The following is a 21,763-nucleotide window of genomic DNA, read 5'->3' on the forward strand; positions in this document are numbered from 1 at the left end:
GTTCGCTCGTAACCTGAAGATCACTTTTCAGAGGATATGACCATGGCACTCAAAAACGCTCCACGCCCCGAGTGGCTGACCTTCGATTGCTACGGCACGCTGATTCAATGGGATGAAGGTTTGAAAGCCGTGGTCGCGCAGATCCTGCGCGACAAGGGTGATCACACCGTCGATGTCGATCGCCTGATCGAGGTGTATGACCGGCACGAACACCGGCTGGAGCAGACACCGCCGCATCGTGCGTTCCGGCAGTTGAGCACCCTTGGGTTGCAAATGGCGCTGGAGGATCTGGGGTTGGCGAGCTCGGACGAAGACAGTCAACGGCTGGCAGCGGCGATCCCGAAAATGCCGCCGTTTCCCGAGGTGATCGACACGCTTGCCCGGCTCAAGACGATGGGCTTCAAGTTGTGCATCGTGTCCAACACCGATGACGACATCATCGCCGGCAATGTGGCGCAACTCGGTGGCCACATCGATCGGGTCATCACCGCCCAGCAGGCCGGTGCCTACAAGCCCGATCCGCGGTTGTTCGACTACGCTCACGCGCAGCTGGGCGTCAGTCGTGATCAGGTGGTGCACATCTGCGCGAGCCCGACGCTGGACCACACCGCCGCGCGCGATATGCATTTTCGCTGCGTGTGGATCGACCGCGGCACCGGTCGCCAATTGCTGCCCGACTATCAACCCGATGCGATATTGAGCACGCTGGATCAAGTCCTGCCCTTGTTCGAATCCCTTGGCTGGTAAACCCCGGAGTCATTGCCATGGCACACACTCTTGCAGGCGGTTCCCGTTCCGCCCGTTACACCGACCTGAACCTGGACTTGCCGGCTGTCATCACGGCGCGCTCGGAATTGGCGGCGTGCTTTCAACTGGCGGCACTGCATGGGCTGGAGGAGGGGATCTGCAATCACTTTTCCGCCATGGTGCCGGGGCGCGATGATCTGTTTTTCGTGAACCCCTACGGCTACGCGTTTGCAGAAGTCACTGCGGACAACCTGTTGGTCTGCGACTTCCACGGCAACGTCGTGGCCGGCGAAGGCCAGCCCGAGGCGACCGCGTTTTACATCCATGCGCGCCTGCACAAACTGCTGCCGAGGGTCAAAGTGGCGTTCCACACGCACATGCCCCACGCCACGGCGTTGTGTTTGCTGCAAGGCCCGCCGCTATTGTGGCTGGGGCAAACAGCGTTGAAATTCTACGGGCGTACGGCGGTGGACGAGGATTACAACGGCCTGGCCCTCGATGAGTCCGAAGGTGACCGGATTGCCAGCGTCATGGGCAATGCCGACGTCCTGTTTTTGAAGAACCACGGCGTGATCGTCGCAGGGCCGACCATCGCCGAAGCCTGGGATGATCTGTATTACCTGGAACGCGCCGCCCAGGTGCAATTGATGGCGATGGCGACCCAGCGCGATCTCAAGCCAGTGCCTCCCGCCGTTGCGCAACGTGCCTACGAACAAATGCGCCTGGGAGATGCAGAAAGTGCTCAAGCACATTTGCGCAGTGCAATGCGACGCCTGCCCAAAGGACAATTGCCCCGCACCATCCCGTAGACTAAGCTCGCAAACATTAAGGGTTTTGGGCCTTCGCCCATGCCTTACCCTTGCAGGACGAGCTTTTGCCTATCTCCGGTGACGACCCGCGCGACGCCAGTGGCGTCAATTTGAAACGGTTACCCCTGCGCAAGGCGGCGGTGCTGTTTATTGTCGTGGTGTGTCTGTGCCTGTGCGGTTTGCTTTATCTGCAACTGGAGCAATCGCGCCGGCACGATCTGGCGGTGGCCGAAGTGGCGTCTTCGAACCTCACCCGCGCCATGGCCCAGCAGGCTGAAGACACATTCATGAAAGCCGACCTGGTACTGACCAGCCTGGCGGACTGGATTCAGGTTGACGGGTTCGTCCCGGCGCAGATCCCGCGTCTACAGAAAACGTTTGCCCGACGGGTACAGACACTCAGTCAGTTGCACGGGATCTTCCTGTTCGATCAAAAGGGGCAATGGGTCGTCACCTCATTCGAGGATCTGCCCCGCGGCCCCGGCGTGGCGGACCGCGACTATTTCCTGTTTCACCAGCAGAACGTATCGTCCCTGGCGCACATCGGCCCGGCGATTCGCAGTCGCGTGAATGGCGAGTGGATCATTCCGGTTTCCAAGCGGGTGAATGACAAGGACGGCCATTTCCAGGGCGTGTTGCTGGCCGGCATCAAAATGTCCTACTTCGATCAGTTTTTCAAAAGCTTCAGCATCGATGACGACGGCTCTATTTTTCTGGCGCTGACTGATGGAACGCTGCTGGCGCGACGGCCGTTTGTGGAAGCGCAGATTGGCCAGTCACTGGCCAAAGGGGAGATTTTCAGCAAGTACCTGGCAGGCGCAATGTCCGGCAACGCCATGATCAGTTCTGTACTCGATGGCACTGTCCGCTTGCAAGGCTACCGGCAACTCGACGCCTATCCGCTGGTGGTGTCCGCGGCCTCGTCCCGGGATTCGATTCTCAAGGGCTGGTATGACACGGCGTTTAAATCCAGCGTCATTGTGGCGCTGGTTGTGCTGGGCGTGGGGCTGTTCGGTTGGGTGTTCGTGCGCCAGGTGCGCCTCGGTGAACGGGTCGAGAAGGATTTGCGCAAGGCCAAGGAGGCGCTGAAGCTGATCGCGACCCATGACAGTCTCACCGGCCTGGCCAATCGCCGACTGTTCGAACAAGCGCTGGACCTCGAGTTTGGCCGTGGAATCCGGCAGTCGAGTTCGTTGAGCCTGATCATGCTCGATATCGATTACTTCAAGCGCTACAACGACGCTTACGGCCATGTCGCGGGTGACCATTGCCTGGCCGAAGTGGCGAGGGTGGTGAAGAGTTGCTGCCATCGAACCACCGATCTGGCGGTGCGTTACGGCGGCGAGGAATTCGCTGTGTTGCTGCCGAATACGGATATTCAGGGTGCGATGGTCATTGCCGAGCAGATCCGCCGCAGCGTCATGACCCGGAACATCAATCACAGCGCCGCGCCCAGTGGTTATGTGACGGTCAGTCTCGGTTGTTATGCCTTCGTACCGACGCGCCTGGACAGCACCGAAGTGCTCATTGAGCGCGCGGACGCGGCGTTGTATCAGGCCAAGCATTCCGGACGAAACCGTTCGGCGGTGCTGTCGATGGACGGCGGTGTCGGGGAACTGATGCGCTCGGATCGTTGAGATGAGGTCGGCTTGCGCGCGGTCAGCTACCGCCAGTTTCGCCTCCCGCACCTGAGCGACTGGAGCTGCCCGTTTCGCCGGAGCTGTCGCTTGAAGAGCCCGAGCCGCCATCGCCCTTATTGCCGCCGTCGCTGCTGTGGCCGCCGGAAGGCTCACCGGGATTATTGTTGGGCGCCATCGTCGATCCGGCCGACGCAACCACCGGAATGCGTGGATGTCACACACTGAACACACATGTCCGGAGCGCTGGCCCATGAAGAATCTGCGAGTCGCAACGTTCAACGTCAATGGCATGCGCGCCCGGCTGCCAAACCTGCTGGCCTGGCTGGAGCGGGAGAAACCGGACATCGCCTGCCTGCAGGAGCTCAAGTCGGTGGACAGTGCATTTCCTGCCGCAGAGCTTGAGGCTGCCGGCTACGGCGCGATATGGCAGGGTCAAGCCTCGTGGAACGGGGTGGCGATTCTGGCCCGGGATGCGCAACCGCTGGAGAGTCGCCGTGGTTTGCCGGGTGACGACGGTGATACCCACAGTCGGTATCTGGAGGCTGCTGTGCACGGTGTCCTGGTGGGCTGCCTGTATCTGCCAAACGGCAATCCGCAGCCGGGGCCGAAGTTCGATTACAAGCTGGCCTGGTTCGAGCGGCTGATTGCCTACGCCAAGGATCTCCAGAGCAGCGAACACCCGGTGGTGCTGGCCGGTGACTACAACGTGGTGCCGACTGACCTGGATATCTATAACCCACGGTCCTGGCTCAAGGATGCGCTGCTGCAACCGGAAAGCCGCGAGTGTTATCAACGGTTGCTGGATCAGGGGTGGACCGACGCCCTGCGCCATCTGTATCCGGAGGATCGGCTCTACACCTTCTGGGACTATTTCCGACAGCATTGGCAGAAAAATTCCGGGTTGCGCATCGATCATCTGTTGCTCAACCCGGCGCTGAGCCCTTATCTGCAAGACGCGGGTGTCGATGCGTGGGTGCGCAACGAGCCACATGCCAGCGACCATGCCCCGACGTGGATTCAACTGGGTTCACGCAAGCGCCGTTGATTGTATATGCGTGGCTATTGGCGAAATCAATTGTCGGGCGGACCGCTTTTTCCCTTATACATGGCGCCCATCGGCGGAGAGATCCGCGGCCCCATGCATAAGGATCGAGCAATGAGCGAGCTACGTCTGAGCAATCTTGCGTTGTACCTGCAACGTCTGGGTTTCGACGCGCCACCGGCGCCAACCCTGGAAACCCTGCGTCAGCTGCAGTTTCGTCACACCGCTGCGTTCCCGTTCGAAAACCTCACCACGTTGTCTGGCGAGCCGGTACTCATCGACTTGCCGTCCATCGAGCAAAAAGTCCTGCACGATGGCCGCGGTGGTTACTGCTATGAACTCAACAACCTGTTCCTGGCCCTGCTTCAGGCGCTGGGTTTCGACGCTTGCGGCATTTCCGGCCGCGTGGTCATGGGCCAGCCCGAGGGGGCGTGGACCGCGCGTACGCACCGCTTGAGCCTGGTCACCCTGGGGGGCGTGCGCTACATCACCGATGTGGGATTCGGCGGTATGGTCCCCACCGCGCCGCTGCTGCTCGACACTCCGGAGGAGCAACTCACGCCTCATGAACCTTATCGGATTGAACGCCACGCAGACGGCTACACCCTGCGCGCCAAAGTCGCTGGTGAGTGGCGCGCGATGTACATCTTCGACCTGCAACGCCAGGAAGACATCGATTACGCCGTCGGCAACTGGTATGTCTCAACCCATCCCGAATCATCTTTTGCCAAACAGCTTATGGTGGCGCGGACAGGGGAAGGGTGGCGCCGTACGCTGAACAATGGCAGTTTTGCCATCCACCGGATCGGCAGCGAGAGCGAGCGGCGGCAGATCACTGAGGTGGCTGATCTGGTCCGGTTGCTGGCGAGCGAGTTCGGGATCCGGGTGCCTGAGCACGCACATTTGAAGCAGGTGCTTGGGCGGTTGATCGAACAGGACTAGGGGCGGACGTCAGGCTCCATCAATTGACGGATTTCGCTGACGGCATCCAGCAACTTCTTTTCCAGGCTTTTCAGATCGGAGGGCGTTATGCCCTTTTTGAGATGCCCGGTCCCGGCAGGTGTGTTTCTGTCGCTGAGCAACGCGTGTCGCAGTGTGTTGTTGATCACCGTCTGGTAGCCATACCCCTCGCTTTCCGCAAGCGTGCGAGCGGCTTCTATGACCGCTTCATCCAGCATGATGGTAATGCGGGTCTTGCCTTTGCCGGGGGCAACCGCCCCACGCTTGGCATTGCTGAAGTCGTATTCATCTTTCATTACTCAAGCCTCCAAATATTGGCGACGCTCGTTTTTTGTGGCGAGACGCGCGGAAATGATTCGAACGAAATTCGGCTCACGGTAGGTGTACGCGACGACCAGCAGGCGACCTTTGGCGTCCAGCCCCATGATGATCCATCGTTGCTCGTCATGAAGATCATCCTGGAGCGTCAGCGCCCGTTCGTCATGGAACACGGCTTCAGTCTCTGCGAGGCTGATGCCTTGGTGCTTCAGTTTGTTCGCCGCGTTTTTTGCCTTGTGATACTGAATTTCGAATGGCTTCATTATGCATACTTTATATGTATAAAAAAGAGAGCGACGCTACCGGCGGTCGCCAGGAACTCAAAAGACTAGCGGGGGAGCGAACGAGGCTCGGGACGGATATATTTCAAGGTTTATTGAAGGATGCTGCGGGTGGGGATGGACACCTGTCCATAATCTGACTGGCGAGTTGTATACAACTCTATAGACATTTGTCCTGAGTCTTGCATACAGTGTGCGCATAACAAAAAACCAGGGAACCCCCCAACCATGAAAACGCCCCATGTTTCACACCAACGGCCTGAGGACGAAAACCTCGGAGTCGGCGCGAATATGGCTTACGGCCTGCAACATGTTCTGACCATGTATGGCGGTATCGTCGCGGTGCCTTTGATCATCGGCCAGGCGGCCGGGCTCTCGCCGGCGGACATCGGCTTGTTGATTGCTGCTTCATTGTTTGCGGGGGGCTTGGCGACGTTGCTGCAGACCCTCGGTTTACCGTTTTTCGGTTGCCAGTTGCCGCTGGTGCAGGGCGTGTCGTTCTCTGGCGTCGCGACGATGGTGGCGATCGTCAGCAGTGGTGGCGAGGGCGGGTTTCAGTCGATTCTCGGGGCGGTGATTGCCGCGTCGTTGATCGGATTGCTGATCACGCCGGTGTTCTCGCGCATCACCAAATTCTTCCCACCGCTGGTGACGGGCATCGTGATCACGACCATTGGCCTGACGCTGATGCCGGTGGCCGCGCGCTGGGCCATGGGTGGCAACAGTCATGCACCAGACTTCGGCAGCATGGCGAACATCGGTCTGGCGGCAGTGACGCTGGTGCTGGTGCTGTTGCTGAGCAAGGTTGGCAGCGCGACCATTTCCCGGCTCTCGATTCTGTTGGCCATGGTGATCGGCACAGTCATCGCGGTGTTTCTCGGCATGGCAGACTTCTCGTCCGTCACCCAGGGCCCGATGTTCGGCTTCCCTACACCGTTCCACTTCGGCATGCCGACCTTCCACTTCGCAGCGATCCTGTCGATGTGCATCGTGGTCATGGTGACACTGGTGGAAACCTCGGCGGACATCCTCGCCGTCGGTGAAATCATCGACACCAAGGTCGACTCCAAACGCCTGGGCAATGGCCTGCGCGCCGACATGCTGTCGAGCATGATCGCGCCGATCTTCGGCTCCTTCACCCAAAGCGCGTTCGCCCAGAACGTCGGCCTGGTGGCGGTGACCGGGATCAAGAGCCGTTTCGTGGTGGCCACCGGCGGGTTGTTTCTGGTGATCCTCGGCCTGCTGCCATTCATGGGCCGAGTCATCGCCGCCGTGCCGACTTCCGTGCTGGGTGGTGCCGGAATCGTGCTGTTTGGCACCGTGGCGGCCAGCGGCATTCGCACACTGTCCAAGGTCGACTACCGCAACAACGTCAACCTGATCATCGTCGCCACCTCCATCGGTTTCGGCATGATCCCCATCGCTGCGCCGAATTTCTACGACCACTTCCCAAGCTGGTTCGCGACGATCTTCCACTCGGGCATCAGCTCCTCGGCGATCATGGCCATCGTGCTGAACCTGACCTTCAACCACCTCACTGCCGGTAACTCGGATCAGCAGTCGGTGTTTGCGGCGGGTACTGAACGGGTCCTGCGTTATCAGGATCTGGCCGCGCTGCGCGAAGGGGATTACTTCAGCGAAGGCAAGTTGCACGACTGCGACGGTAAAGAGGTCCCGGTGGTGGAGGTGGATCATGGGCATGGAGAACCACGGGCGGTGCCTGCGAAAAGCAGTGAGCATGTCTGACGTTTGAGCGTATGAAAAAAGGCCGATCTGTTGAGCGACAGATCGGCCTTTTTACAGATCAGAAGGTCGCAGTCATTCTTGCTCGCTTTGCGTCCAGCGCCCCATCAACGTATTGGACGGCAGTTGTTCATCCAATAGCTTTCTTGCCGTTTCCACTCCCGCCACCGGCAGCCCTTCAGGATTCAACAAGCCAATCTGCACCAGCACACTGGCCTGGTCCCAGTAGATGTGCTCGTGGTACAGCTTGTCCCCGCGGAACTTGATCACACCCAGCATCGGAATCTCGACGTACCGGCCGGTCGGTGCGACGTTGGGCAGCATCCAGTCAATTTCAGTGCTGTGGGTGAAGCACATGATGAACTCATCCACGATCTGCAGTGCGCCGATGGTGCGGGAAATCGGGATGAGCTTCATGTCCGGTGGATTGCCGTGGACAAAATGGTGTTGATAGAAGCGGCTGAGTTCCCTGGCGCCAACGCCGCCGGTCATGGTCGGGATATGGTTGACGTAGGGTTCAGCGACCATGGTAGCCATGGTGGCGGGTACGTCGCGGGTCTCGAATTCGTGGCGGATGTGTTCTTCCCACAGGGCTGACAGGTTGAAGTGGGGGCCGATCTCGCGCTTGAGTGCGGCGATGCTGCGTTCATGGGCCATCAGCGTGGCTGGCTTGTCATAGTGTGAGCCCCCGGCCCTGGCGAAGGCATGGTCGACGCCTGGGTACACGTAGATTTCCGCTTTGTCGTTGCCGGCCAGGTGCTCGCTGATCCGGGCGCGGGCATTGGCGTCGCAGTAGCCATCATTCTCGGCAAAATGCAGTACCAGCCGGCCCTTCAGGTTTTTCGATTCGTGCAGCAGGTGTTCGATACCCATGCCGTAGTAGCCGACCGAGCAGGCCACATCGGTACGCGCGGCGGTCAGCCAGGCCAGTTTGCCACCCATGCAGAAGCCGACATAACCCAGGCCCGAACCTTCGACTTCAGGCAGGGCACGCAGGGCTTTGAAGCTGGCGTCGATGTCGGTGATGGCCTTGTCCACGTCCAGACGCTGAAACAGGTCGATGGCAACGGCGAAATCCGCTTCGGTGTAGCCCAGGTCAACGCCCGGTTGCAGGCGCCAGAACAGGTCCGGCACCAGTGCCACGTAGCCCTCTTCGGCATAGAAATCGGCCACCGCGCGCATATTGGCGTTGACACCGAAAATCTCCTGGCCGATCACCACCCCGGGGCCCTTGCCGCTGGCTGGCAGAGCCAGGTAACCGCCGAACGTGGCGTTGCTGTCCGTTGCCCGTATCTCAATCATCTTGCCCATGTTTTCTACCTCACTCGGTTATCAGGTTTTATTGGCTGTCACGGTGTTGTTGAAACCACACTCGCGGCGACACGCCACGGTCTGGCCCGAGGATCGAAAAGCCGCCGTCCACCGGCACGTCGACACCGGTCATCCAGCCGGCGCCGGCACTGCATAGAAAAGCCACCACGCTTGCGATCTCATGACCCCGGCCAATGCGCCCGAGCGGATGGAAAGGTGCCCCGACCCGATCGGCCAAGTGCGGATCGTTGTCGCTGAGGTCGGCGACGCTGGGCGACCAGGTCCAGGCCGGGGATACGCTCAGCACCCGGACTTGCTCCGGGGCCAGGGTCACGGCCAGGTTTTTCGTCAGTTGCAGGATGCCGGCCTTGGAGGCGGGGTAGAGTGCACGCCCGGCTGCGCCGAATTTACCGCCGGTGCTGCCAATGTTGATCACTACGCCGCCGCTGGGCAGATGCACCGCGGCCTTTTGGGTAAAGATCGCCGCCGATACCAGATTGACGTTCAGGGTTTTCAGCCACTGCGCGCGGTCAGAGGCCAGTCCCTGATCGGCGTACAGGCACGCGTTGTTGACCAGAATGTCGAGCCTGCCGAAGTGGGCCAGCGTGGCCGTGATGCACGCGTCGATATCTTCGTCGCGCTCCACGTCGCAGGCTGAAAACCCGCATCCCATTGCTTGCGCCAATGCTTGACCGCTATCGGCGTTACGCCCCACCAGCATCACCTGAGCGCCCTCGGCCAAGAGCTGTCGAGCGATGTCCAGACCCAGTCCCTGAGTGCTGCCGGTCACAATCGCCACTTTGCCTTCGAGCATCATGCCCAGTCCTCCAGTGCTTCGTTGACGTGACTGATACGGGCGATCAGCGCCATGCTCGCCAGCGAGGCCGCATGCGTGCCGCTGTCCGCACTGGCGCAGGCATCTGCCGCCACCGTCACTTCGAATCCGCAATCCACCGCATGGCGCACTGTGCTTTCCACCACCGAGTGTGTCGCCACGCCAGCGATTAACAGGTGCGTAGGGTTGAACTGGCGCACCACGGTTTCCAGCGGTGAGCCATAAAAAGCATTGATCCGGTTGTGGGTGACGACGAATTCATGGCGGCTGTCCAGCGGCGCCAGGGCACTGAAAAACTCCGCTCCCCAACTGCCTTCCCGGGCAGCGCCAAGGGTGGCGACAGTGCGCAGAATCGGCGCGTTCTGGATCAGGTCGGCATAGTCCGGTCGGAACGCCACGCGCACGTGAACGATCGGCCATCCCTTGGCGCGTGCGCCGGCCAGTAATCTGCCGGCGGCATCGAGCAGTGCAGCACGCAGGCTGTCATCTGACCCCAGCCCGACCCTTATCTTGCCGTCGGGGTGCAACACGTCATTCTGATAGTGCAGGGCGATCACCACCGGCGCGTTCATCACACGAAGACCTCAAGGTTGGCGAACACATCGTTGCAGTTGATGAGGTCGACGCGCTTGAGCTGGATCTGCCAGCCACCATTGTCCTGAGCGGCCAATTTATAGGTGTAGCGACCAGCGAGTTGACGTTGCTCCAGGCGCCACTCGCTGTACTGGAAGCTGGCGCTGACCACCAGCAGCCCCTGGGTGTCGAGACCCTCGACCATCACATTGCCGACCAGGTGCGCGGTCTGGGTTTGCGGTTGCTGGGACCAGTTGCGGGCGTTTTCCACCCGCCGAATCCGCACCTCGCGCAGCATGCGGTTTTCCCAGAACAGCGAGATATGATCGAACGGGTCGGCTTGCTCATGCTTGTGCGGCACCCAGTACATGCCGGTGTCGGTAAACAGCTTGTCCCACTCCCAGAAACGCCGCTCGTCCAGCAGGCGCGCCTCGCGGTAAAGAAACTGTTCGATCTGGCGCAGGGTCTCGACGGGAACCTGGGCGGGGGTCAACTGGCGCGTGTCGACGTCGATTCGGCGGTCAAGCAGCATGGGTGCTCTCCTTGGCGATCAGGGTGGCGGTCATGAACTGTTTCCAGGCGGCAAACTGGTTGCGCATCGGCAGTTCGCTGGTGCCGTTGGTGGACACCGCGCCGTCCTCCAGCGGCCTGTCGGTGCCAACATAGCGGTGCATGCTGATCCACTCGCCACCGCGGGTCATGTTGCCTTCCTGGCAGCGGGCATAGACTTCGACATCGTCGGGCATCACGTTGGAGGAGGGCGAGTTGATGACGTTGGCGTAGGTCAGCGCGCGGTCGAACACGGCATCCGGAGCACCCTTGCAGCGGAAGGTCTGGATCTCGACCATGGTCCGGTCCACGGCGATGGGGCGGATCACCCGGAACTGCATGAACACTGTGTGCGGCGAGCCGCTGCCGTAGATCACCGTGTTGTGACGGTTCATGCCCAGGATTTCCTTGGCGCGTTGCTCGCCGTAGGCCTGGCTCAGGCATTCGAAGTGAGCGCGGGAGACCTCGTCGCGTTCGGCAGCGCCCGGGTCGAAGATCGCTTCCATGTAGCCGTGGCCGTTATGGTAGGCGCGCAGTTCGAGTTTTTCCCAGAAGTCGTAGGGTTCGCCATTGCCGTCCATGATCAGCAGCTCGAAGGGCATTTCACCGATGGCCTGGGCTTCGTCACGCGCAGCGTCTACCGACGATTCATGGGTCACACGGGCGTGCATGGTGTCGTGCAGGTTCTCGTAGAACACTTTCCAGTTTGAGCGTTGCTGAACTCGGAAGATGCCGCCGGCCACCTCGACTTCGCCGACGGGTGAACGGTCGCAGAGGTTGTCGATGGAGGTGATGACGCCACCCAGAAATGCTTTCAGGTCCGGTCCGAACGCCGCCTGGCTGGCGAACACGAAGCCGCGATAGGTCTCGACGCGGGCAAGGCTGACCATGGAGAAATCCGGGTGTTTGGGGTCGTAGCAGGTGCCTTCGAAACCGCTCTTGAGCGGTGCCGACAAATGCTGGCCGTCGAGTTTGAAGGTCCAGGCGTGATACGGGCAGCGGAAGAATTTGCCGACACTGCCGTCACCGTCGGCCACCAGTTTGGCGCCCTTGTGCGGGCAGCGGTTGTACAGCACGCTGACCTGCTGGTTGGCGCCGCGCACCATGATCACGTCCTGATCACCGATACGCGTGGTGTGGTAGTCGCCGGGGTTCTTGACCTGGCTTTCATGGCCGACGTAGATCCAGGCGTTGCCGTAGATGCGCTCCATCTCCAGCTTGAACAGGGTCGGGTCGGTGTAGACGCTCTTGTGGACGCTGTCCTCACGGATCAAGGCAGCAATTTGCTCGTTGGTCGGTATCACGGGATGTCCTCGGTTTGTCACAGATCGAGCACCAGCAGCGCGCTGCGGGCACGGGAGACACAAGTGCAGAAACTGCCGCTGGCGCGGTCACGCTCCGACAGGCAGATATCGCGGTGATCGGGTTGCCCGTCGATGACCTGGGCGACGCACACGCCACAGTCACCCCGTCGGCAGTCGAACATCGGGTCCAGGCCGGCCTGGAGCATGGCGTCCAGTACGCTTTGCCCGGCGGCCACTTGCAGGCTCACGCCGCTTTCGCGCAGGTGCACCTCAAAACCTTGATCGCCGGCCATTTCCAGGGCGCCGCTGAACAGTTCGTAATGCAGGTGATCTTCTGCCCAACCCTGTTCTCGAGCGCAGGCCAGCACGCTGTTGAGCAGGGCGGTAGGGCCGCAGATGTAGAGGTGCAGGCCGGGTCTTGGCGCGGTCAGGATTGCAGCGGCCGGAAGGCGCTTTTGCGGGTCGCCGCCGCTGATCCAGCAATGGTTGTCCTGGCAGGCGCGGGCCTCTGGCAGATAGGCCATCTGTGTTTCATCGCGACCGGCGTAGTGCAGGGTGAAGGGCTTGCCCGCTGCTCGCAGCGACCGGGCCATGCCCAGCATGGGCGTGATGCCGATGCCGCCGGCGATCAGCAGTGCATGTTCGGTGTGCTCATGCAGTGGAAAGTGGTTGCGTGGCGATTCGGCCAGCAGTTCATCGCCGACCTTGAGCGAGTGCACCCAACGCGATCCACCTGTACTCGACACTTCGAGCTGGACGGCGATTTCGTAGTGCTCGCCGTCGGGCAGGTTGACCAGCGAATAGGCCCGGCGTTGAGTGCGATTGCCGGGTACGTGCAACTCAAGGTGCGCCCCGGCGGTGAAACCCGGCAGTGGCCGGGCGTCGCTGGATACCAGCAGGACGCGGCGGATTCTGGGGGTCAATAGCTCGATGTGTTCGACCCTGAGCGAGAGGCTGGACATACGCAATTCCTGTCTGAATTCGTAGCCACTGTATGAAGCTTGAGGAGGGCAAAAAAGCCGTTAAAGGCAAACCGGTATCCACTTCTGGCGAGAGTGAATTGCAGGAGCGAGCGCGCTCCTGCAGGCAGGCTAACGCTTGAGATGCACAAGCAGGGCTCGCAAGTGTTCGCCATCCGCCTGGGCCAGATCGTCCAGCACAGCGAAGTGATGACACCCTGCAAGTTCGACCAGGCTCACGGTCTGCCCGGCCTCGCGACAGGCACTGGCGTACTCGCGCGAATGTCGAATCAACTCCGGCAACTCATCCGCGCCCACGGTCACCAGCAACGGTGCTCCATCGCCGATCAGCCTTTGCGGGCTAAAGCGCTGGATATCCTCTTTGCTCAGTTGCAGCTTGTCGTTCAACCAGCAGCGGCTGATGGGGTCGAGCTCCATCAGGCCGCTGATCGGCAGGGCCAGGGTCACTAGCGGATGTCGGCGATGCAGCGCGGTCAGATGGCCTCCCGCCGAGTGCCCGCAAAGCACCACCTGTCGATCGATGTTCAAGGCTTCACGGTGCGCCATCAGGTGGTCCAGTGCCTTGGCGATCTGCCCGACGATGGTGCTCATGTTCGCCTCGGGCGCCAGGGTGTACTCGAGCAGTCCGACGTTGAAGCCGGCCTCGATCAGCCCCTCGGCGATAAAGGCGTAGTCGTCCTTGTCCGAGGCCTGCCAGTAACCTCCATGAATGAACAGCAGTGTCGGCGCCCCGGCATCCGCGTGGGCGTACCAGTCGAAACGCTCGCGCGGGGCATCGCCATAGGGCAAGTCACGCTGCCAGGCGTGACTCGCATAGGTCTCGGCGCTGCGATGGCGAAAACGCTGCATGATCTGTGGAAAATCACCCACTGCTGCAACGTTGTTGTAAGCCTGATCGAGGTCCATGGCTGCTCACACTCCCAGGTAGCGTTGCGACAGTTCGGGTTGAGCCGCGAGCTCCACAGGCGTGCCATCCCAGACCTGCCGTCCTTTCTCAATGATGTGATGACGGTCAACTACCCGAGCCATTTCCTTGAGGTTCTTGTCGATCACCAGAATCGTCTCGCCCTCGGCCTTGAGGGTGGCCAGGCAACGCCAGATCTGCTCGCGGATGATGGGTGCCAGGCCTTCAGTGGCTTCGTCGAGAATCAACAGGCTGGGGTTGGTCAGCAGCGCGCGGCCCACCACCAGCATTTGTTGCTCGCCACCGGACAGGGTGCGAGACAGCTGGTCCTGTCGCTCCAGCAGGCGCGGGAACAGTTCATAGACCCGCGCCAGGTCCCACTTGCCCCGCGTGGCGGTGGCCAGCAGGTTTTCCCGCACACTCAAGGTGCCGAAGGCGCGGCGGCCTTCCGGCACCAGTCCCAGGCCGGCCTTGGCGATGCGATAGGGCGCAGCACCCCGCATTTCCGTGCCATTGATACGGATGCTGCCGGCACTGGGCTTGAGCAACCCCATGATCGATTTGACCGTGGTGGTCTTGCCCATGCCGTTGCGGCCGATCAACGACACCACCTGGCCTTGCTCGATACTCAGGTGCATGTCGAACAACACCTGGCTCAAGCCATAGCCCGCTTTCAAGCCTTGAACGTCAAGCATGTTCTTCTCCCAGGTAGGCGGCCCGCACTTGCGGGTCGTTGCGCACTTGTTCGACGCTGCCGGTCAGCACCGTCTGACCGTAGACCAGCACAGTGATACGGTCGGCGAGGGCGAATACCGCGTCCATGTCATGTTCCACCAACAGGATTGCGTAGCGGCCCTTGAGGCTGTGCAGCAACTCGGTCATGCGCGCGGATTCGTCGGCCCCCATCCCGGCCATAGGCTCGTCGAGCAATAGCACCGATGCTTCCTGAGCCAGGGCCAGTGCGATCTCCAGTTGCCGTCGTTCGCCATGGGAAAGCTCGTGGACCGGGTCTTGCGCGCGAGCGCCCAGGCCCACTTGCTGCAAGTAGCCCAGCGCCGGTTCCAGCAGGCGAGTGTCGCGGCTCAGCGGACGCCACATGCCGAACGTCTTGCCGTCACGAGCGGCGATAGCCAGGGCGACGTTCTCCAGCAGGGTGAACTCGGTGTACAGCTGACTGACCTGGAATGCCCGCGCAAGTCCCAGGCGCGGCCGCTGCCAGGCTGGTACGCGGGTGATGTCCTGACCATTGAGATGGATCTGGCCATGGTCTGGGAAAACTTCCCCGGCGATCTGCGCGATCAGCGTGGATTTACCGGCGCCGTTCGGGCCGATGATGGCGTGCAACTCGCCTTCGGCCAGTTCAAGGCTGGCGCCGTTGGTGGCTTTCACCGCACCGAAGGCCTTGTGCAAATCCTGAATCGACAGTTTTGCGCTCATGGGCGTGCCTCCACGGCGGTGTTCGATTTGACGGCAACCACGTTCTGTTTGCGCTGCAGCAAGCTCAGCAGCAGTCCGTAAACGCCTTTTTTGCCGAACAGCACCACCAGCAACAACAGCGGGCCGAAAATCAGCATCCAGTGTTCGGTCCACTGGCTCAGCACTTGTTCAAGGCCCAGGTAGGTGGCCGCGCCCAGCAGCGGGCCGAGCAGGGTGCCGACGCCGCCGAGGATCACCATCGCCATCAACTCGCCGGACTTGTGCCAGGCGCCCATGTCGGGGCTGACGAACAGCGCGTAGTTGGCCCACAGAATTCCCGCCAGGCCACCGCCGGTGCCCGCGATCACAAAGGCCGTCAGGCGATAGCGCAAGGGTTTGAGGCCCAGGCTGACGCTGCGCCGCTCGCTCTGCTTGAGCCCGCGTAGAACAAAACCGAAACGCGAATTGACCAGTCGCCGGCACAACAGCAACCAACCGGTCAGCAGCGCTACACACAGGTAGTAGAAGTGGTTGGCGTCGCCCAGGTCCAGTGCGCCGAGGGTATTGCGCTCGTTGAGCAGGATGCCGTCGTCACCGCCGTACAGCGACAGCGAGCCGAGCACGAAGTAGAGCATCTGGCCGAACGCGAGGGTGATCATGATGAACTGCACGCCGCTGGTACGCAGCGACAGATAACCCACCAGCAACGAAAGCAACGCACATACCAGCAGGGCCAGAGGCCACACCACCAGCGCGCTGTTGCTGCCTTCCCAGCCCCACAGCGGCATGCCTTGTGACGTGTGGAAGGCAACGATGCCGACGATGTAACCGCCCAGTCCGAAGAACGCCGCATGGCCAAAGCTGACCATGGCGCCGTAGCCGATCAGCAAGTCCAGGCTGATGGCCGCCATGCCGTAGATCGCAAGGCGGGTGAAGAAGCTGACCAGGTAGGGTTCGTGCAGCCAGTGGGCCAGCAGCGGCATGCAGGCGAAGGTCGCCAGGCACGCAAGGTCAATGATAAGGCGTGGTGACATAGCGTTCTCCTCAGGCACGGGCCGGCAGCAGGCCGCGCGGACGCACCAGCAGCACCAGGGCCATGACGATGTAGGCGCTGGCGGAAATCAGCCCGGCGCTCAGGGTGCCGCTGGTTTCGCTGGGCAGCAGTTGGTCCAGCAGCGGCGGAATGTAGGCACGGCCCAGGCTGTCGACCATGCCGATCAGCAGGGCCCCGACCAGCGCACCGCGCACCGAACCGACACCGCCGACGACGATGACCACGAAGGTAGTGATCAGGATCTTTTCGCCCATGCCGATTTCCACCGACAGCAGCGGTGCCGCCATGAAGCCGGCCAGGCCGCACAGTACGCAGCCGAAGACGAACACCAGGGTGTACAGTCGGGCGATGTTGACGCCCAGCGCGCCGACCATTTCATGGTCGTCGGCACCGGCGCGAATCAGCATGCCGAGGCGCGTGTGGTTGATCAGCAGCCACATGCCGACCGCCACCACCAGCCCTGCGGCGATGAACAGCAGTCGGCTGACCGGGTACATCAATCCCGGCAGCACTTGGACAAAACTGGAATACCACTCGGGCGTGGGCATCGCCGGTGGGCTGCGACCGAAGATCAGGGTCAGCAATTCGTTGCTGAAAAACACCACGGCCAGCGTCGCCAGCACCTGATCCAGGTGATCGCGTTTGTAGAGGTGACGCATGATCGACGTTTCAATCAGCGCGCCATAGCAGGCCGAGCCGATCAGCGCGGCCAGGCCGCCCAGCCAGAACGAGCCGGTCGCCATGGCGGTGTAGGCGGCACAGAAGGCGCCGACCATGTAAAAGGCACCGTGGGCGAGGTTGATCACGCCCATGATGCCGAAAATCAGGGTCAGGCCCGAGGCCAGCAGAAACAGCAAGGCGCTGTATTGCAGGCCGTTGAGAATCTGTTCGAGCAATAACATGACTGCGTTCCTCATGAAAACGCCCCGCAGGTTTCTGCAGGGCGAGGACGGGGGCTCAGGTGCCGGTCAGATCGAGCATTGAGCGGCGTAGCTGTCGACATGGCGGGTCGCCAGCGTCTTGATCGGCACTTCGATCAGCTTGCCGTCGGCGCCGGCCTGTACTTGCAGCAGGTACCAGTCGATCACCGGGTGCTGGTTCTGGGCGAAGCTGAAGTCACCGCGAATGGAGTCGAACTTGACGTTCTTCATGGCCGAGCGGAAGGCCGCCTGGTCTTTCAGATTGCCCTGGGAGGTCTTCAGGGCGGCGCCGATCAGTCGTGCCGTGTCGTAGGTCTGGGCGGCATACACCGTCGGGGCGCGCTTGTATTTCTCGGTGAAGGCTTTGACGAAGGCTTGGTTGGCCGGGTTGTCCGATTGCGGGTTCCACAGGGTGACGATGTTGGTGCCCTTGGCCACATCGCCGGTGGCGGCAAGCATGCGTTCATCCATGGAGAACACCGGCACCACCATCGGGATTTGCGCCGACAGGCCCGAACCGCCGTACTGCTTGGCGAAGTTGATGCCGCCGCCGCCCGGGTGAAACTGGAAGATCGCATCCGGCGCCAGCGCACGCACGCGCGCCAGTTCCACCGAGAAGTCGAGCTGGTTGAGCTTGGTGTAGATCTCGGTCACTTCGCCCTTGAAGGTGCGCTTGAAACCGGCCAGTGCGTCACGGCCGCCCTGATAGTTGGGCGCCAGAATCACCATCTTCTTGTAGCCCAGCTCGTTGGCGGCGACACCGGCCATCTCGTGCGGGGTATCGTTCTGGTAGGAGGCGACGAAGTAGTTGGCCATGCACTTTTCACCGGCCAGGGTCGAGGGCGCGGTGTTGTTGCTGACGTAGAAACCGTCCTTGGTGGCGGTGTTGATCACGGCCGCCAGCACGTTGGAAAAAATCACCCCGGTGTACAGCGAAATACCGTCCAGGCTCATGCGGTCGGCGATCTGCTTGGCCTTGGCCGGTTGCAGTCCGTCGTCTTCCACAATGAGTTGCACCGGCACCCCGCCGAGCTTGCCGCCCTCCTGATCGATCGCCAGCTGGAAGCCGTCCCGCGAGTCTTCGCCCAGGTAGCCGGCGGGGGTGGAGAGGGTGGTGATGAAGCCGATTCGGACAGGCTCCATGGCCTGGGCAGCCGTCGCTGCACAGAGGGAGGTTGCCAGACATGCACGCAATACCAGGTTTTTCATGAGGCGGCCTATGAAGTAGGTCGTGCCAACGCACGGTGGATATCGATGAGGGCAGTGATTCAGTGTTCGGTCGGGCCGATTGATTGTTGTTATGGGGTGCCGTGTCAGCTGTTGCTCTCGGTGAACTTCTCCAGATAAAGGCGGCTTTGATCCAGGCCTTGCTGCTGTCGCCAGTCCTTGATCGACTCGACCATCGGCGGCGGGCCGCACAGGTACAGGTCGAACGGCTGGTCGCGCAGCTCGGCCAACTCCAGGTGTTCGGCGATATAGCCGGTCTTGCCCGGCCACTCGGGGTTGGGATTGCTGACCACGGGCGTGAAACGGAACCCGGGGATGCGTGCGGCATAGGCCTCGATGCGCGAAACCTCGCACAGGTCCGCAGCCTCGCGCACGCCGTAGTACAGATGCACCGGATGGCCGCAGCCGTGCTGGTCGGCGATCTGGTCGAGCATGCCCAGGAACGCCGACAGCCCGGTGCCGCCGGCCACCATCACCAGCGGGCGGTCGATATGACGCAAGTAGAAAGCACCCAGCGGTGCTTCCATGTGGATCACGTCACCGACCTGGCAACGATCGCGAACGTAATCGGTCATCACGCCGCTGGGCAGCAAGCGAATGAGGAACTGCAGGTTGCTGCTGCCCGGCGCGCAGGCAAAGGAATACGAGCGCCGATGCTCGGTGCCCGGTACTTGCAGGCGCGCGTACTGGCCTGGCAGGTAGTCGAGCGCCGCACCCGCTGCACCGACTTCCACATGCACGATGGCGGTGCTCGGGGATACCTGTCGCACTTCGCTTACGGTGCCTTGCAGACTGCTCGGGCCGCTGCTGCCGCAGAGACTGGAATCGAAGTCGAAGTAGAAGGCGGCGTCGGACTGCACACGCGTCTGGCAGGTCAGCACCTTGCGCTCGGCCAGGTCACTGGCCGACAGTGCTTCATCGTCCACATAGTCCTGAGTGTACTGCCCGGATTCGCAGCGGCCCTGGCAGGTCGCGCAAACCCCTTCGCGGCAGTCCAACGGAATCTTGATTCCGCTGCGCAGGGCCGCGTCGAGCAGGATTTCATTGTTCTGCACGTTGCAGAAGAGTGTTTTGCCATCGGCGAAACTGAAGGCGACCTTGTACGTCATGAGCGTTAATCCGCAGGGTTCAGAGATGGTAGAAATCGAGCACTGAGTTGATCGTGTCGTTGAGCAGCACTGCGTGTTTGCGGGCGATCTTCCAGCTCTCGCCGTTGGGGCGCAGGCGGTAGGTCGCGCGGCCGAAGAACTGCTCGGCGGTTTGCATGCGGTAGTACAGGGTGCTCCAGTTGACCCGGACCTCCAGCTCATCATCCTGCAGCGGCGCGATTCGCACGTTGCTGATCAGGTGCAGGGTGCGCGGCATCGGGATGGTCGATGCCGCCTTGCCGGTGCGAATGCGGAACACCCGGTCTTCCAGGCCACCCCGGTTGGGGTAGTAGATCAGCGACATGCCTTTTTTCGGGTCGGTGGTGTAGACGTGCTCCGAATCCCATTGCGGCAGGTGGAATTCGCTGTCATCGCTGAACATGGCCAGGTAGGTGTCCCAGTCCTGGGCATCGCAAGCCTCGGCGTTGCGGTAGAGAAATTGCTCGACGCGGTATTGCAGTTGCGAATTCATGTTCACACCTCACGCAGTTTCAACGGTTGTTGTTCGGCCGCCTTGCGCGCCAGGCCCTCCAGCAAAAAGCGCTGCCAGTTAGCGTGCTGGTTGACGTACAGGCCTTCATGGGTGAACTCGGTGCCCGTCAGCGCCGGGGCGATGCCAATGGTTTCGCTGTTGCGGGTAGCGCCTTCGACCCATTTGCCCTGGCCGCGGGAAATGTCGCTCCAGCGTTCCAGGCGAGCCTGGAAGCCACGCTGGGCTTCACGGAACTCCACCAGGTCATCGGGGGTGCCCATGCCGGATACGTTGAAGAAGTCTTCGAACTGACGAATGCGGTTTTCCCGATCGGCGTCCGATTCGCCGACCACGCCCAGGCAGAAGCTGTTGATCTCGGTCTTGTTCCAGGCCAGCGGGCGGATGATGCGCAGCTGCGAGCTGATCTGGTCGAGGAAGAACATGCTCGGGTAGACGTTCAGGTTACGCAGGCGGTGCATCATCCACTCGGCCTTGCCCTGGCCGTGTTCCTTGACCAGGCGCGGCATGATGGTGGCGTAGCCCGGGCGCACGGCAGGGTTGGGCATGTCGCTGAACAGAACGCTGTGGCCGTTGTTGAAAGCGAACCAGCCGTCGTCGGTTTCCTTGTCGCCGGCCCCCAGCTTGCTGTAGTCCAGGGTGTCGCTGGAAGTCAGGCCTTTTTCGGCGTTGACCTGTTGGCGGTGCTGCACGGTGGCCACGTAGTTGTAGTGGACGGTGCTGACGTGGTAACCGTCCAGGCCGTTCTCGTTCTGCAATTTCCAGTTGCCGTCGTAGGTGTAGGCCGACTTGCCCGGCAGCACTTCGAGCTGGCCGGTAGGAGACTGCGCCACCATCATGTCGAAGAACACCTTGGCGTCACCGAGGAAGTCTTCCAGGGTGTCGGTGCCCTCCACGTCGAGGCTGACGAACACGAAGCCGTTATAGCTTTCAATACGAGCCTTCTTCAGGCCGCGGGTAGCCTTGTCGAAGCCTTCGGAGTATTCGCCAGGCGCCTTGACCTTTACCAGCCGGCCGTCGCTTTTGTAGCACCAGGCGTGGAAGGGGCACGTAAAGGTTGACTGGTTGCCCTTGCCAACGCGGGTAAGGGTGGTGCCACGGTGCTGGCAGGCGTTGATCAAGGCGTTGAGACGACCTTCACCGTCGCGGGTGATGATCAGCGGCTGGCGGCCGGCACGCAGGGTCATGAAGTCGTGATTATTGGCGATCTCGCTTTCATGGCAGGCGTAAATCCAGTTCTTCTCGAAGATCAGTTCCATTTCCAGATCGAACAATTCCGGGTCGGTAAACATATCGCGAGCGATGCGGTAAACACCGTCTTCCGGACGGAAGTCCAGGCAACTTTCTATATAACTTTTCCACTGTTCGATACTTCGTGTAGTTGTCATATCCCAGTCCTCGGCCAATGGGCTAATTCACGCCTTCATTAAATGACGTGGCGATGGACAGGGTCTATCCGCTTATTAGTGGAAACCCATCCGGAAAATAAGCCTTGATCTTGGGTTGCTGGTG

Annotated in this window: 23 protein-coding genes; 6 read left to right on the forward strand and 17 right to left on the reverse strand. The window is 61.3% G+C overall.

The genetic code is table 11. From position 1 onward, the window contains the following. The first annotated feature begins 42 nt into the window (after positions 1-42). The 5 genes from ACM6IQ_RS10520 (at position 43) to ACM6IQ_RS10540 (ending at position 5,180) form a co-directional block, all read left to right on the forward strand. Positions 43-747, forward strand: coding sequence for a haloacid dehalogenase type II (locus tag ACM6IQ_RS10520; protein ID WP_414878683.1), 705 nt, complete (start codon positions 43-45; stop codon positions 745-747). 17 nt (positions 748-764) lie between these two features. Beyond that, positions 765-1,556, forward strand: coding sequence for an aldolase (locus ACM6IQ_RS10525; RefSeq protein WP_414878684.1), 792 nt, complete (start codon positions 765-767; stop codon positions 1,554-1,556). A gap of 65 nt (positions 1,557-1,621) precedes the next feature. Continuing rightward, positions 1,622-3,193, forward strand: a complete 1,572-nt coding sequence (locus ACM6IQ_RS10530; RefSeq protein ID WP_017339679.1) for a GGDEF domain-containing protein — start codon at positions 1,622-1,624, stop codon at positions 3,191-3,193. 253 nt (positions 3,194-3,446) lie between these two features. Continuing rightward, complete coding sequence (locus ACM6IQ_RS10535) at positions 3,447-4,241, forward strand: exodeoxyribonuclease III (protein ID WP_017339678.1); 795 nt, start codon at positions 3,447-3,449, stop codon at positions 4,239-4,241. A gap of 111 nt (positions 4,242-4,352) precedes the next feature. Next, positions 4,353-5,180: an arylamine N-acetyltransferase family protein gene (locus ACM6IQ_RS10540; RefSeq protein ID WP_414878685.1), complete on the forward strand. Its 828-nt coding sequence runs from the start codon at positions 4,353-4,355 to the stop codon at positions 5,178-5,180. Here the strand turns inward: ACM6IQ_RS10540 and ACM6IQ_RS10545 are convergent. Both ACM6IQ_RS10545 and ACM6IQ_RS10550 read right to left on the reverse strand, forming a co-directional pair. Beyond that, positions 5,177-5,494, reverse strand: coding sequence for a BrnA antitoxin family protein (locus tag ACM6IQ_RS10545; RefSeq protein ID WP_414878686.1), 318 nt, complete (start codon positions 5,492-5,494; stop codon positions 5,177-5,179). The two genes, ACM6IQ_RS10540 and ACM6IQ_RS10545, sit on opposite strands and share 4 nt — an antisense overlap. Before the next feature lie 3 nt (positions 5,495-5,497). Continuing rightward, entirely contained in the window at positions 5,498-5,779 is a 282-nt protein-coding gene (locus ACM6IQ_RS10550) for a BrnT family toxin (RefSeq protein ID WP_414878687.1), read from the reverse strand. A 246-nt stretch (positions 5,780-6,025) separates the two neighbouring features. Between ACM6IQ_RS10550 and ACM6IQ_RS10555 the strand changes: the two genes are divergently transcribed. Further along, a complete protein-coding gene (locus ACM6IQ_RS10555) occupies positions 6,026-7,543 on the forward strand; it encodes a nucleobase:cation symporter-2 family protein (RefSeq protein ID WP_017339674.1) in 1,518 nt (505 codons plus the stop codon). A gap of 72 nt (positions 7,544-7,615) precedes the next feature. Here the strand turns inward: ACM6IQ_RS10555 and ACM6IQ_RS10560 are convergent, their stop codons facing one another. The 15 genes from ACM6IQ_RS10560 to antA form a co-directional block, all read right to left on the reverse strand. Continuing rightward, complete coding sequence (locus ACM6IQ_RS10560) at positions 7,616-8,851, reverse strand: dienelactone hydrolase family protein (protein ID WP_017339673.1); 1,236 nt, start codon at positions 8,849-8,851, stop codon at positions 7,616-7,618. Positions 8,852-8,879: 28 nt separating this feature from the next. Beyond that, positions 8,880-9,668: an SDR family oxidoreductase gene (locus ACM6IQ_RS10565; protein WP_414878688.1), complete on the reverse strand. Its 789-nt coding sequence runs from the start codon at positions 9,666-9,668 to the stop codon at positions 8,880-8,882. Then, positions 9,665-10,258 carry a cysteine hydrolase family protein gene (locus ACM6IQ_RS10570; RefSeq protein WP_017339671.1) on the reverse strand — a complete coding sequence of 198 codons (594 nt, stop codon included), beginning with the start codon at positions 10,256-10,258 and terminating at the stop codon, positions 9,665-9,667. Before ACM6IQ_RS10570 ends, ACM6IQ_RS10565 begins: the two co-directional genes overlap by 4 nt. Continuing rightward, positions 10,258-10,791 carry an aromatic-ring-hydroxylating dioxygenase subunit beta gene (locus tag ACM6IQ_RS10575; RefSeq protein ID WP_414878689.1) on the reverse strand — a complete coding sequence of 178 codons (534 nt, stop codon included), beginning with the start codon at positions 10,789-10,791 and terminating at the stop codon, positions 10,258-10,260. The genes ACM6IQ_RS10570 and ACM6IQ_RS10575 overlap by 1 nt, the downstream gene beginning before the upstream one ends. After that, positions 10,781-12,112 carry an aromatic ring-hydroxylating dioxygenase subunit alpha gene (locus ACM6IQ_RS10580; protein WP_017339669.1) on the reverse strand — a complete coding sequence of 444 codons (1,332 nt, stop codon included), beginning with the start codon at positions 12,110-12,112 and terminating at the stop codon, positions 10,781-10,783. The genes ACM6IQ_RS10575 and ACM6IQ_RS10580 overlap by 11 nt, the downstream gene beginning before the upstream one ends. Positions 12,113-12,129: 17 nt before the next feature. Continuing rightward, a complete protein-coding gene (locus tag ACM6IQ_RS10585; RefSeq protein WP_414878690.1) occupies positions 12,130-13,074 on the reverse strand; it encodes a PDR/VanB family oxidoreductase in 945 nt (314 codons plus the stop codon). A gap of 129 nt (positions 13,075-13,203) precedes the next feature. After that, complete coding sequence (locus ACM6IQ_RS10590; RefSeq protein ID WP_414878691.1) at positions 13,204-13,998, reverse strand: alpha/beta hydrolase; 795 nt, start codon at positions 13,996-13,998, stop codon at positions 13,204-13,206. Positions 13,999-14,004: 6 nt separating this feature from the next. After that, positions 14,005-14,691, reverse strand: coding sequence for an ABC transporter ATP-binding protein (locus ACM6IQ_RS10595; RefSeq protein ID WP_017339666.1), 687 nt, complete (start codon positions 14,689-14,691; stop codon positions 14,005-14,007). Next, on the reverse strand, positions 14,684-15,433 hold the full coding sequence (locus ACM6IQ_RS10600; protein WP_017339665.1) for an ABC transporter ATP-binding protein: 750 nt from the start codon (positions 15,431-15,433) through the stop codon (positions 14,684-14,686). Before ACM6IQ_RS10600 ends, ACM6IQ_RS10595 begins: the two co-directional genes overlap by 8 nt. Beyond that, positions 15,430-16,446, reverse strand: coding sequence for a branched-chain amino acid ABC transporter permease (locus tag ACM6IQ_RS10605; protein WP_017339664.1), 1,017 nt, complete (start codon positions 16,444-16,446; stop codon positions 15,430-15,432). Before ACM6IQ_RS10605 ends, ACM6IQ_RS10600 begins: the two co-directional genes overlap by 4 nt. 10 nt (positions 16,447-16,456) lie before the next feature. Beyond that, the gene (locus tag ACM6IQ_RS10610; RefSeq protein ID WP_017339663.1) at positions 16,457-17,368 is read right to left on the reverse strand and encodes a branched-chain amino acid ABC transporter permease; all 912 of its coding nucleotides are present in this window, start codon (positions 17,366-17,368) and stop codon (positions 16,457-16,459) included. A 66-nt stretch (positions 17,369-17,434) separates the two neighbouring features. Continuing rightward, entirely contained in the window at positions 17,435-18,595 is a 1,161-nt protein-coding gene (locus tag ACM6IQ_RS10615; protein WP_414878692.1) for an ABC transporter substrate-binding protein, read from the reverse strand. A gap of 104 nt (positions 18,596-18,699) precedes the next feature. Beyond that, positions 18,700-19,722 (reverse strand): anthranilate 1,2-dioxygenase electron transfer component AntC, encoded by a 1,023-nt coding sequence (gene antC, locus ACM6IQ_RS10620; RefSeq protein WP_414878693.1) that lies wholly within the window; start codon positions 19,720-19,722, stop codon positions 18,700-18,702. Between the two features lie 19 nt (positions 19,723-19,741). Next, positions 19,742-20,233 carry an anthranilate 1,2-dioxygenase small subunit gene (gene antB, locus ACM6IQ_RS10625; RefSeq protein WP_414878694.1) on the reverse strand — a complete coding sequence of 164 codons (492 nt, stop codon included), beginning with the start codon at positions 20,231-20,233 and terminating at the stop codon, positions 19,742-19,744. A gap of 2 nt (positions 20,234-20,235) precedes the next feature. After that, positions 20,236-21,639 (reverse strand): anthranilate 1,2-dioxygenase large subunit, encoded by a 1,404-nt coding sequence (gene antA, locus ACM6IQ_RS10630; RefSeq protein WP_414878695.1) that lies wholly within the window; start codon positions 21,637-21,639, stop codon positions 20,236-20,238. Positions 21,640-21,763: the final 124 nt, after the last annotated feature.

It is taken from the genome of Pseudomonas sp. IT-P100 (assembly GCF_949767185.1).
Lineage (GTDB): Bacteria > Pseudomonadota > Gammaproteobacteria > Pseudomonadales > Pseudomonadaceae > Aquipseudomonas > Aquipseudomonas fluorescens_B.